This window comes from Streptomyces sp. NPDC002536 (assembly GCF_053594995.1).
Genome location: NZ_JBSFWU010000095.1, coordinates 18,038 through 29,313 on the forward strand (window position 1 = coordinate 18,038; position 11,276 = coordinate 29,313).

General features: G+C 72.5%; 10 protein-coding genes. 5 read left to right on the forward strand and 5 right to left on the reverse strand.

Going from position 1 to position 11,276, the window contains the following annotated elements; all coding sequences use genetic code 11:
* Window positions 1-18: 18 nt before the first annotated feature.
* Window positions 19-1,488, forward strand: coding sequence for an alkaline phosphatase family protein (locus tag ACWD4B_RS27775; protein WP_451423322.1), 1,470 nt, complete (start codon window positions 19-21; stop codon window positions 1,486-1,488).
* Between the two features lie 71 nt (window positions 1,489-1,559).
* Here the strand turns inward: ACWD4B_RS27775 and ACWD4B_RS27780 are convergent, their stop codons facing one another.
* Window positions 1,560-1,922 (reverse strand): carboxymuconolactone decarboxylase family protein, encoded by a 363-nt coding sequence (locus ACWD4B_RS27780; protein WP_451423323.1) that lies wholly within the window; start codon window positions 1,920-1,922, stop codon window positions 1,560-1,562.
* Between the two features lie 181 nt (window positions 1,923-2,103).
* Here ACWD4B_RS27780 and tnpA point away from each other — a divergent pair, with 181 nt between their 5' ends.
* Both tnpA and ACWD4B_RS27790 read left to right on the forward strand, forming a co-directional pair.
* Window positions 2,104-2,532, forward strand: coding sequence for an IS200/IS605 family transposase (gene tnpA, locus ACWD4B_RS27785; protein WP_451423333.1), 429 nt, complete (start codon window positions 2,104-2,106; stop codon window positions 2,530-2,532).
* Window positions 2,529-3,749 carry an RNA-guided endonuclease InsQ/TnpB family protein gene (locus ACWD4B_RS27790; RefSeq protein ID WP_451423324.1) on the forward strand — a complete coding sequence of 407 codons (1,221 nt, stop codon included), beginning with the start codon at window positions 2,529-2,531 and terminating at the stop codon, window positions 3,747-3,749. The genes tnpA and ACWD4B_RS27790 overlap by 4 nt, the downstream gene beginning before the upstream one ends.
* 315 nt (window positions 3,750-4,064) lie before the next feature.
* Here the strand turns inward: ACWD4B_RS27790 and ACWD4B_RS27795 are convergent, their stop codons facing one another.
* A complete protein-coding gene (locus ACWD4B_RS27795; RefSeq protein ID WP_451423325.1) occupies window positions 4,065-5,120 on the reverse strand; it encodes an NAD(P)H-dependent flavin oxidoreductase in 1,056 nt (351 codons plus the stop codon).
* Window positions 5,121-5,175: 55 nt separating this feature from the next.
* The gene (locus tag ACWD4B_RS27800) at window positions 5,176-6,471 is read right to left on the reverse strand and encodes a YbfB/YjiJ family MFS transporter (protein WP_451423326.1); all 1,296 of its coding nucleotides are present in this window, start codon (window positions 6,469-6,471) and stop codon (window positions 5,176-5,178) included.
* A 15-nt stretch (window positions 6,472-6,486) separates the two neighbouring features.
* On the opposite strand from ACWD4B_RS27800, the gene ACWD4B_RS27805 reads away from it, so the two are divergent.
* On the forward strand, window positions 6,487-7,353 hold the full coding sequence (locus tag ACWD4B_RS27805; protein ID WP_451423327.1) for a LysR family transcriptional regulator: 867 nt from the start codon (window positions 6,487-6,489) through the stop codon (window positions 7,351-7,353).
* Here ACWD4B_RS27805 and ACWD4B_RS27810 read toward each other — a convergent pair whose 3' ends face one another.
* Together ACWD4B_RS27810 and ACWD4B_RS27815 are read right to left on the reverse strand one after the other, a co-directional pair.
* On the reverse strand, window positions 7,354-9,633 hold the full coding sequence (locus ACWD4B_RS27810; RefSeq protein WP_451423328.1) for a SpoIIE family protein phosphatase: 2,280 nt from the start codon (window positions 9,631-9,633) through the stop codon (window positions 7,354-7,356).
* Between the two features lie 145 nt (window positions 9,634-9,778).
* A complete protein-coding gene (locus ACWD4B_RS27815; RefSeq protein WP_451423329.1) occupies window positions 9,779-10,195 on the reverse strand; it encodes a DUF5997 family protein in 417 nt (138 codons plus the stop codon).
* Between the two features lie 58 nt (window positions 10,196-10,253).
* Here ACWD4B_RS27815 and ACWD4B_RS27820 point away from each other — a divergent pair, with 58 nt between their 5' ends.
* Window positions 10,254-11,021: a LysR family transcriptional regulator substrate-binding protein gene (locus tag ACWD4B_RS27820; RefSeq protein WP_451423330.1), complete on the forward strand. Its 768-nt coding sequence runs from the start codon at window positions 10,254-10,256 to the stop codon at window positions 11,019-11,021.
* Window positions 11,022-11,276 lie beyond the last annotated feature (255 nt).

An 11,276-nucleotide genomic window follows, 5' to 3' on the forward strand; every position in this document is an offset into this window, starting at 1 on the left:
CGGAGTGAGGAGTGCGGCATGGACCCCGACCCGGCCGGCGGCATCACCCGGCGCAGACTCCTGGGAGCCGCAGCAGGCACGCCGCTGCTGCCCGGCTCCCTGCGCAAGGCCCTCGCGGCGCCCGCGCGGCCGCTGCGCTCGCTCGACGAGATCGAGCACGTCGTCTTCCTCATGCAGGAGAACCGGTCGTTCGACCACTACTTCGGCACGCTCCAGGGCGTGCGCGGCTTCGACGACCCGGACGCCGTCACGCTGCCCACCGGCCGCTCGGTGTTCCACCAGCCCGACCCGCAGAACGCCGACGGATACCTGCTGCCGTTCCACGACGACACGAAGACCACCAGCGCCGCGAAGGCCTACGGCACCAGCCACTCCTGGCCGTCCCAGCACCGGTCCTGGAACCACGGCCGGATGGACAACTGGGTGCCCACCCACCGCGCCGCCGACGGCCCGGTCAAGGGCCCGTTCACCATGGGCTACTACACCCGCGACGACCTGCCGTTCCACTACGCGCTCGCGGACGCCTTCACCGTCTGCGACCACTACTTCTGCTCGGTCCTCGGCCCCACGCACCCCAACCGCGTGATGGCCGTCAGCGGCACCGTCGACCCCGCCGGGCGGCTCGGCGGACCGGTCGTCGACAACAAGCCCACAGGCTTCCGGTGGACCACCTACCCGGAACGCCTGCAGGCCGCCGGGATCAGCTGGCGCTACTGCACCGCCTACCCACCGGACACCGACCTCGGCTGGTTCAAGGCCTTCCAGGACGCCCGGCCCGGTGACGACCTGTACGAGAACGCGATGGTGCCCTACGCGCCGTCCGACGTCGCCGACATGATCCGCAGGGACGGACTGCCCTCGGTCACCTGGCTGGACGCGCAGTACCTCCCCTCGGTCTACGGCCTCCCCGAGGCGTCCGAGGAGCCCCCCGACTTCCCGGCGGCCGGCGCCGAGTACATCTACACCGTCCTCGACGCCCTGGGCTCGCGGCCCGAGGTCTGGGCGAAGACCGTCTTCGTCCTCACCTACGACGAGAACGACGGCCGCTTCGACCACGTGCCCCCGCCGGTCCCGCCCGAGGGGACCCCGGGGGAGTGGGTCACCGTCTCCCCGCTGCCGCCCGGCGCGGAGGGGATCGCCGGGCCGGTGGGGCCGGGCTTCCGGGTGCCCGCACTGGTCATCTCGCCCTGGAGCCGCGGTGGTTGGGTGTGCAGCGAGGTCTTCGACCACACCTCCATGCTGATGTTCCTGGAACGCCGGTTCGGCGTGCACGAGCCCAACATCAGCGCCTGGCGCCGCAGCACGATGGGGGACCTGACGTCGGCGCTGCGCCTGCACGACTGCGACCGGTCCTTTCCCGAACTGCCCGACCCCGCACCGCTGCTCGCGCTGGAAGAGGAGGAGGCGGCGACCCTTCCGCCGCCTGCGGTGCCGTCGGCTCAGACCGTGCCGCACCAGGAGCCCGGCCGCCGCCCCCATACCCCCTGACGGCGGTCACGGGACGGGCCGGCCCCGGGCGGCAGCCCGGAACCGGCCCGTCCTGCATGCCGGACGATGCGTCAGCGTTCTTGGCGTTCTTGGCGTTCTTCGGAAACCGGCCCGTTCTCCTCCTCGAAGCGGGCGACCTCCTGGCGGATCAGCTTCATCGTGTCGATGCCGGCCGGGGCGCCCGCGTAGACCGCGCACTGAAGGGCGACCTCGGCCAGCTCCTCCGGCGTGCAGCCGTTGCGGAGCGCGCCGCCGATGTCGTTCGGGCCCAACGAGCGGGCCTGTTCGGCGAGGTCCGGAACAAACAGACCCTCCAGGGTGTCCTGCGGCAGCTCCCGCACCCACTCGTACAGGCTCGGGCCGGGCACGATCGGGTCGCGGCAGCTGACGCTGGGGTCGGCATACATCGTCACCTGGGAGGCGACTGTGTTCATCAGCAGGTGCCGCTGCGTCGGTCTCCGTCAGGACCTGGCCGGGACGCCCCGCTTTAGCGGGGTGGGAATGGCTTCTCTGGACTGCTCTGGCCTCAACTGTGTGCATGGATCTGCACTGTTCACCTGAGCCTCTCTTTCCGCCGCGCTAGACCTGTGGCATGTGTATAGTGAGCCCGTGGCTGTGGCCAGGAAGGTTCGCCAGTTCTCCGGCGGCGTGTACGATCTCGGGCTCCACGTCGTGTGGTGCCCGAAGTACCGCCGCCCCGTCCTCGACGGCCGGGTCGCGGAACGCCTGGACGAACTGATCCGGCAGAAGGCAGACGAGCGCGGATGGCAGATCACCGCGCTTGAGGTGATGCCGGACCACGTGCACCTCTTCGTCAAGCACGACCCCAAGTCCTCCGCCTCGTACGTCGCGAACCAGTTCAAGGGCTTCACTTCCCGCGTGCTCCGCTCGGAGTTCCCGCACCTGAAATCGCGGATGCCCACCTTGTGGTCGTCGTCGTACTTCGCCGCATCGGTCGGCGCGGTCTCGGCGGCGACGGTGGAGAAGTACATCAACACCCAGTGGGAACGCCTCGGGAAGAAGGACAAGGAGGCGCAAGGGTGATACGCGCTTACAAGTTCCTTCTCCGCCCCACGGTCCAGCAGGAAGCCGCGCTGCGGGCGATGCTGGCCGACCACTGCTCCCTCTACAACGGCGCGCTCCAGGAGCGCCGGAATGCCTGGCGGCACAGCTCGAAGGCGAGCATCACGTACGGCGGCCAGTCCTCCCAGCTCAAGGAGATCCGGGCGTTCGATCCGGAGCGTCAGGGCCGCTGGTCGTTCTCCAGCCAGCAGGCCACCCTGCGCCGCCTGGATAAGGCGTTCCAAGCCTTCTTCAAGCGCGTGAAGGCAGGCCTCACGCCCGGATACCCCAGGTTCAAGGGTGTTGGGCACTTCGACACCGTGACCTTCCCCAAGGACGGGGACGGCTGCCGCTGGGACTCCACCCCCCACGACGCCCGGACCCGCGTCCGGCTGCAAGGCGTCGGGCATGTCCGGGTGCACCAGCATCGGCCGGTCAAAGGCCGCGTGAAGACGATCAGCATCAAGCGGGAAGGCCGACGCTGGTACGTCGTCCTCGCCTGCGACGAAGTGCCGGCCGAGCCGCTTCCCGCCACGGATTCGATCATCGGCATCGACATGGGCATCGTGCACTTTTTCACCGGCTCCAACGGCGTGCACACCGAGAACCCGAAGTTCCTCGACCGCATGGCCGACGAGCTCACCGCCGCCCAGCGGCACCTTTCGACCTTCCCTCAACGCACCCGGCACCGCACGAAGAAGCACCGCGCCGCAGTCCGGAAGGTCGCCAGGCTGCACGCCAAGATCCGGCGCCAGCGCCTCGACCACCACCACAAGCAGGCCCTTGCCCTGGTCCAGGAGCACGACGTGATCGGGCACGAGCGGCTGAACACGGCGGGCATGACCAAAGCGCCCGCGCCCAGGCCCGACCCCGAGCAGAACGGCGCGTTCCTTGCGAACGGCGCCGCTGCCAAGGCCGGACTGAACAAGAGCATCCTGGATGCGGGTTGGGGACAGTTCCTCGGAATCCTGGCGCAGAAGGCTGAGAGTGCCGCTCGCCGCGTGATCGAAGTGGACGCCCGCAACACCTCCCGCACGTGCCCGCCCGAGATAGGCGGATGCGGGCACGTCGCGAAGGAGAACCGCGTCACCCAAGCAGAATTCGAGTGCGTCAAGTGCGGCCTGGTGGAGAATGCCGACCGCGTGGGCGCGCTGAACGTCCTGCACAGGGCCGGGCTGGTCCTCTGCGACGGTGCTTAGCCGCCGACACAGGAAGCCCGCGACTCCAGTCGCGGGTGGAGTCACACGTTCCCGGAGCCTGGCGCGAATCGATGGCGTGGACGAGCGCGGTGCGCCCGGGGTTCGCCCGGGCGTTCTCCATCACGCGCTCCAGGACCGATAATCCGCGCGGGCCGAGGCCCACGATGGCGATCGTGACGTCGGGGGCACCGGGGGCGGTGCTACGGGCAGGGGTGTGGCTGGCTGGCATGCTGGCTTCTCCGTGAGCGGGTCGGGGACGGTCAGGGGGCGGGGACGGCCGTCGGCGCGCCGGTGGGGACGGGCGCGCCCGGGCCGTCACCCCGTTACGGCGGACAGGACGGCACGGGTCTCCTCCCAGAGGGTGCGGGTGATCTCGGCGGCCGGCGCGCACCGCGCCAGGCGGTAGCGCGCACCGGCCCACAGGTGGAGCCGCTCGGCGTCACCGGCTTCGGCGGCGGCCGAGCGCAGGCCGCGGGTCAGGTGGTGGACGTGCGGGTAGGCGCTGGGCGCCGTGCCGTCGTGCGCGTCGATGAAGCGGTTGCGCAGCCCCCGGGCCGGACGCCCGGAGAAGGCCCGGGTGACGGCCGTGGTGCCGAAACGGGCGTCGGCGAGGGCGTCCTTGTGCGTCTGCGAGGCCCCGGACTCGTGCGCGCGCAGGTAGAGGGTGCCCAGCTGCGCGGCGCAGGCGCCGCCGCGGAGCACGGCGGCGACGTCCTCGCCGGAGCCGAGCCCGCCCGCGGCGACCAGCGGCAGCCGCACGTGCTCGCGCACCGCGGCGAGCAGGGACGGCAGCGGCACGGTCTCCGGCTCGGCCGCGATGTCGTGCGTGGCCCGGTGCCCGCCCGCCTCCGGCCCCTGGACGCACAGCGCGTCCACGCCGACGGCCTGCGCCGCCTCGGCCTCGGCGACGGTGGTGACGGTCGCGAGGAGGAGGCTGCCCGCGCGGCGCAGCGCCTCGGCCTCCGCGGGGGAGGGCAGGCCGAAGGTGAACGAGACCACGGGCGCGGGCTCGTTCAGCAGCACCTCGACCTTCGCCTCCCACGCGTCGTCGTCCTCGGCCGCCGGGGCGGGCAGCGTGATGCCGAACCGCTCGGCCTCGGACCGCAGTTCGTCCCGGTACGCGCCGATCGCCGCGATCGCCGCGGGATCCACCGCACCCGGCACGAAGAGGTTGACGCCGAACGGCTGCGAGGTCAGTTCGCGGGTGCGGACCAGCTGCTGCCGCATCCCGTCCGCCGTGCGGTACCCGGCGGCCAGGAACCCCAGGGCGCCGGTGCTGTTGACCGCGGCGACCAGTTCGGGGGTGGACGCACCGCCCGCCAGGGGCGCCTGGACGAGCGGGACGGACAGCTGGTCGAGGTGGAACGGCATGGAGAAGTCTCCTGGGTCGCAGGGATGGTGACGGAGCGTCGGAAGCGTGTCGCGGTCAGGCGCGGGCCGGGTCCGCCGTGCGGCGCATGAGCGGTGCGGCACACACGGCGGCGGCCAGCAGCACTCCGCCGCTGATGGCCAGGGCCGGCCGGTAGCCGTGGGAGAGGACGGGCTGGACGGCCAGCGGCCCCGCCACCTGCCCCAGCCCGTACCCGGCGGTGAGGAGGGCGACGGTGCGCGGCGTGCCCAGGGCGGTGCCGGTGACGAGCGAGAGCTGGGTGATGGCCATGAACGTGCCGCCGAAGCCGACGGCCGAGACGACGGCCGCACCCGTGCCGCCCAGGACGGACGGCAGCGCCACCGCCACCGCCTGGACCAGCAGGGCGACGGTGAGCAGCACGGTGCGCGGGACGCGCAGGCTCAGCGCCATCCACAGCACGCACGAGGGGAAGGCGGCCAGGCCCACGATCACCCAGGCGCCGGTGCCCAGCCAGGACGGCGACCCGTCGGCGGACAGGGCGGCCACGAGGAAGGTGGCGGCGACGATGTAGCCCACGCCCTCCAGGAAGTAGCTGGCGGAGATCCAGGCGAGCGGCCCGCGGGCGGGCCGCTGCGGGGGTGCGGCCTGCGCCGTGGCGGGGGCGGCCTCCTCCGCGGGGGCGCGGGCGATGAACAGGGCGGTCACCGCGGAGAGGGCCGCGGCCACCCACCACGCCTGCCGCCAGGTGCCGGACTGGTGGATCAGCAGGACGGCCAGGCCCGTGACGGCGATGCCCAGTCCGACACCCCCGTACACCCAGCCGATCAGCCGGGGCCGGTGGCGCAGCCCCGCCTGGGCGCTGCGTGCGGTGCTCACGAAGACGAGGGCGCTGGCGGCCCCGGCGAGAAAGCGCAGCGCCACCCACAGGGGCAGGGAGGTGGTCAGCGGCATGGCGGCCAGCGTGCCCACCAGTATTGCCAGGCATACGGGCAGGACGGCGCGGGAGCGAATCAGCGGCGGCACGAATCCGGCGGCGAGTGCGCCGAGCAGATATCCAAGGTAGTTGGCTGTGGCAATCGATGCGCCGTCCGATGCCGTGACATGTTCCTGATGTTCCATCATCGGAAGGATGGGAGTGAACACGAACCGCCCCACTCCCATGGCGACGGCCATGGCCAGAGCGCCTTGCAGGACGACTCTGCGTTCCGTTCCCCGTAATTTCCGCTGCGCCGGCTGTTTCTCCGCGATTGTTCCGTCGGTCCGGTCGGACTGGTCAGTCAGCACGTGGCCAACACCCCCGTGGTCAAGGCGTCTACGGGAATTGAGTGAAGCATGCGAACAATCCAGGCGGAAATGCCTTCTCCAGCGCATCTATGCTGTGGACGCATGGATGTCGAACTCAGGCACTTACGTGCATTTCTGGCCGTCGCCCGGCACCTTTCCTTCAGCCGGGCCGCAAGTGAACTCCGTGTGACCCAGCCCTCGTTGTCCCGCTCCGTCCAGCGGCTGGAGGCGGCACTGGGCACCCGGCTCGTCCACCGCACGTCGCGCCGCGTCGCGCTCACCCCGGCCGGCCACTACGCGCAGGACCGGCTCGGACGGCTGCTCCCCGCACTCGACAGCACGCTCAACGCCATCCGCGACAGCGGCACGATCCGGCTCGGCTTCGCCTGGCTGCTGCCCGATCCCTGGACGCAACGGGCCGTCGTCCGCTTCGAGAACGCCACCCGCGGCACCGTCGAGCCGGTGCGCCACGACAACCCCGCAGCGGCCGTCGATCTGGGCGAGGTGGACGTCGCCGTGATCCGCGGTGCCCCGCCGGGCGGGAGTGCGATATCCGTGCCCTTCCTCGAGGAGCGCCGTGTCGCCGCCGTCTCCACCTCCTCCCCGCTCGCCGGGCGGGACCGCCTGGGCTGGGACGAGTTCCGCGACTGGCCGCTCGTGGTGAACACGGTCAGCGGCACCACCACCCCGGTGGACTGGGCGGACGACCAGGCCCCCGACGACGTGGTCACCTGCGGCAACTTCGACGAGTGGCTCGAACTCGTCGCCGCCGGACGCGGGGTGGGCGTCGTGCCCGACAGCGCCGTGCGCCGCAGCCCGCACTCGTGGATCCGCTTCCTGCCGATCGACGACGCGCCCCCGATCCCCGTCCACATCGTCCACTCGCCCAGCAGCCGCCACCCGCTCCTGCGCGCGTTCGTCGAGGCGGCGATGGCGGAACGGCCCTGCCGTGCCCCGGGAACGCGGTGATCAGGCGGTGCCGGGGCCGGTGTCCGGAAGTGCCTGCTCGCTCCAGATGATCTTGCCGGTGGCGGTGTAGCGGGTGCCCCAGCGGTCGGCGAGCTGGGCGACGAGGAACAGTCCGCGCCCGCCCTCGTCCGTGGTCGCCGCGTAGCGCAGGTGCGGGGCGGTGCTGCTGGCGTCGGAGACCTCGCAGACGAGGCTGTGGCCGCGCAGCATGCGCAGCCGGATCGGGGCGGCGGCGTAGCGGACGGCGTTGGTGATCAGTTCGCTGAGGATCAGTTCGGTGGTGAAGGACAGTTCCTCGAGCCCCCATTCGGCCAGTTCGTGTGCGGCGGCGTTGCGCACCCGGGCGACGGCGGCGGGGTCGGCGGGCACGTCCCAGGCGGCGATGCGGTCGGGTTCCATCAGGCGGGTGCGTGCCACGAGCAGGGCGACGTCGTCGCGGGGCCGCTCGGGGGCGAGCGCGCGGAGCACCGCGTCGCAGGTCTCCTGCGGGGTCCGCCCGGCGCGGGAGGCGAGGGTGTCGCCCAGGGCGTGCAGGCCGGCGGAGAGGTCCTGGTCGGTGCCCCTGACCAGCCCGTCGGTGTAGAGCACCAGCCGGCTGCCCTCGGGCAGGTCGAGCTCGGCCGCTTCGAAGGGCAGGCCGCCCACGCCCAGCGGCGGGCCCACGGGGACGTCGGGGAACTCGACGCGGCCGTCCGGGTGCAGGACGGCCGGCGGCGGGTGCCCGGCGCGGGCCAGGGTGCAGCGGCCGCAGGTCGGGTCGTAGACGGCGTACAGGCAGGTGGCCCCGGTGACCGGGGTGCCCCCGTCGGTCTGTGTGCCCTCGTCGATGCGGGTCACCAGCTCGTCCAGGTGGGCCAGGAGCTCGTCCGGCGGCACGTCGAGGGCGGAGAAGTTGTGCACGGCCGTGCGCAGCCGCCCCATCGTGGCCGCGGCGTGCAGCCCGCGTCCCACGACGTCGCCCACTACCAGGGCCACGCGCAGGCCGGGCAGCGGGATGACATCGAACCAGTCACCGCCCACGCCGCCCAGCGCGGGCAGATAGCCGGAGGCGACCTCGACGCCGCCGTGCTCGGGCAGCACCCCGGGCAGCAGGCTGCGCTGCAGCGTGACGGCCATGGTGTGCTCGCGGGTGTAGCGGCGGGCGTTGTCGATGCTCACCGCCGCCCGGGAACACAGCTCACCGGCGGCGGACAGGTCGTCGGCGGCGAAGGGCTGCGCCGTGCGCGACCGCAGGAAGGAGACCACGCCCAGCATGGCGCCGCGTGCGGCGAGCGGAGCCGCGATCAACGGCCCGTCCGCCTGCGGCGCCGACAGCAGGCAGGCCTGCCCGTCGCGCAGGGCCCGGCTCTGCGGAGCGGCGGGGGCGAACGCGACGGTCTCCCCCTCGGGGGCCGGCGAACGGTCGTCGTCGAGGCCGCCCCTGGCCACGCGCAGCAGCCGCGACCCGTTCTGCGGCTCCGGCTCGCCGCCCTCGACGACCGGTTCGGCCAGATCGACGGTGACGGTGTCGGCGAACGCGGGCACCGCCACGTGCGCCAGCTCCTGCGCGGTGCGCCGGACGTCCAGGGTGGTGCCCACGGCGGTGCTGGCGTCGTAGAGCAGCTTCAGGTGCTCGTACATGCGCGCCAGCTCCGCGGGCCCCAGCCCGTGGGTCTGGCGCCGCAGCCGCCGGCTGATCAGCGCGTTCCCGCCCACGGCCACCGCCAGCGCGACGGCCGCGGCACCGAAGAGGAACGGGAGTCTCCGGCTGACGTGGCCGCTCAGCCCGTGGACCGCCTCACCGGCGGAGACCAGGCCGACCACGGTGTTGCCGGTGTCCGTCACCGGGACCACGGCCTGCACCTTCGGCCCGTGCGACGTGTCGATCGTCTCGGTGAACGAGCGCCCCTGCAGGGCGGGAGCGATCGTCCCGATGAACTTCTTGCCGATGAGCTGCGGATCGGGAGAGGTGTAGCGGATCCCGTCGGTGTTCATCGCGATGACGAAGTCGACGTCCGACCGCGTGCGGGCCGTCTCGGCCCGCGGCTGCAGCAGCGCCGTCGGGTCGGACGAGCGCAACACCGCCGCGATCCCAGGGCCGTTGGCGAACCCCTCGGCCACGGACAGGGACCGGTCGCGGGCCTCGTGCAGGGCGTCGTCCCGCGCGATGTACACCCACTCCACCGCCACGGCGGCGACCAGGAACAGCACCACCGCGGCATGGAGGGCGAACGCCTGGTTCGCCACGCTCCACGCGCTCGGCAGCCAGCGCGGTGGACGCCGGCCGGGATCCTCGCTCATGCCGGTGCCTGCGGACAGTGCCGGTGTACGTACCAGGGCATGCCTGCATATCTACACTTTTCCGGCATCCGTCACGCGCGTGGCGCGCCTGCCACCCGTGATGCGGTGGCAGGCGGAAGAGCTCAGGAAGGGTTAAGGAAAGGCTTCAGGAACGCGCCTGCTGCGGCTTCCCGCCCTGCTCCGCATCCTGCTGCTTGTGCTTCTCCTTGATGCGCACCGCTTCCTTGCGCACCTCCGCCTGGGTGGCGCGCTCCTTCTGCAGCCACTCGGGGGACTCCGCCTTCAGCGCCTCGATCTGCTCGGTGGTGAGCGCCTCGCTGACCCCGCCGCGCGCGAGACCCGAGATGGAGATGCCCAGCTTGGCCGCGACCACCGGGCGCGGGTGCGGGCCGTTGCGCCGCAGCTCCTGCAGCCACGCGGGCGGGTCGGCCTGCAGCGCGTTGAGCTCGCCGCGCGAGACCACGCCCTCCCGGAACTCGGCGGGGGTGGCTTCGAGGTACACACCCAGCTTCTTGGCCGCGGTCGCGGGCTTCATGGTCTGGGCGTTCTGGTGCGACGTCATGGGGTCAAGGATATCGATCGCGTGCGCCGCTTCCGACCACGCCCGGTAATCTGGCCAGGTGACAGGCTCGGAAGCACAAGCAACTCCCTCGTTCCGGCTCGCGTACGTCCCGGGCGTGACCCCCGCCAAATGGGTGCGGATCTGGCAGGAGCGGCTGCCCGGCACCCGCATGGACCTCGTCCAGACGCCCGCCGCCGAGGCGCCCGACGTGCTGCGCCGCGGCGACGCGGACGCCGGCCTCGTACGCCTGCCGGTCGACCGCACGTACTTCAGCGCGATCCCGCTCTACACCGAGACGACGGTCGTGGTGGTCCCGAAGGACCACGTCATCGCGGCGGTCGAGGAGGTGTCCGCCGAGGACCTGGCCGACGAGATCCTCTTCCACCCCCTCGACGACACCCTCGACTGGGAGCACCCGCCCGGGAAGCCCGCCTTCGAGCGGCCCGCGACGACGGCGGACGCCATCGAACTGGTGGCCGCCGGGGTGGGCCTGCTCCTCGTCCCGCAGTCGCTCGCCCGCCTGCACCACCGCAAGGACCTCACGTACCGGCCGGTCGCGGACGTGCCCCAGTCGAGCGTCGCCCTGTCGTGGCCCGAGGAGCGGACCACGGACCTGGTGGAGGACTTCATCGGGATCGTCCGCGGCCGCACCGTCAACAGCACCCGGGGCCGCCGCACCACCGAGGAACCGGAACGCAAGCCCGCGGCCACCGGCGGCGCACGACGCAAGCCCACCGGCGCCAAGCCCGCGGCCAAGTCCGGCGGCAAGCCGGCCGGCAAGGGCGCGCGCAGCGGCGCCAAGCGCGGGAAGCCGCGCCGCCGGTAGGGCGCGCCCCGAAGGGGGCGCGGGGCTGTTTCGATTTGCGGCTCCGCCGCGTGGGCGCGACCAGCCACGACGCTCCCGCAGTCGAGGTGCTCGGGGCTGCGCCCCGGACCCCTGGGGTGGTGCGTCGGCTGCAGGCCGTCGGTGGCCGGTCGCGCAGTTCCCCGCGCCCCGTCGGGGCGCTGCCGCACCGCGACACGGCGAAGCCGTGCCCGTACCCCGCCCCGCTGCGTCCGGCGTGGTGTTGTTTAGAAGGGG

What these genes read in the sequence shown, in the direction of transcription:
- ACWD4B_RS27805 (WP_451423327.1), top strand. Translation starts at nt 6,487, where the DNA reads ATGGATGTCGAACTCAGGCACTTACGTGCATTTCTGGCCGTCGCCCGG.
- ACWD4B_RS27795 (WP_451423325.1), bottom strand. Translation starts at nt 5,120, where the DNA reads ATGCCGTTCCACCTCGACCAGCTGTCCGTCCCGCTCGTCCAGGCGCCC.
- ACWD4B_RS27780 (WP_451423323.1), bottom strand. Translation starts at nt 1,922, where the DNA reads ATGAACACAGTCGCCTCCCAGGTGACGATGTATGCCGACCCCAGCGTC.
- ACWD4B_RS27775 (WP_451423322.1), top strand. Translation starts at nt 19, where the DNA reads ATGGACCCCGACCCGGCCGGCGGCATCACCCGGCGCAGACTCCTGGGA.
- ACWD4B_RS27815 (WP_451423329.1), bottom strand. Translation starts at nt 10,195, where the DNA reads ATGACGTCGCACCAGAACGCCCAGACCATGAAGCCCGCGACCGCGGCC.
- ACWD4B_RS27810 (WP_451423328.1), bottom strand. Translation starts at nt 9,633, where the DNA reads ATGAGCGAGGATCCCGGCCGGCGTCCACCGCGCTGGCTGCCGAGCGCG.
- ACWD4B_RS27800 (WP_451423326.1), bottom strand. Translation starts at nt 6,471, where the DNA reads ATGCGCTGGAGAAGGCATTTCCGCCTGGATTGTTCGCATGCTTCACTC.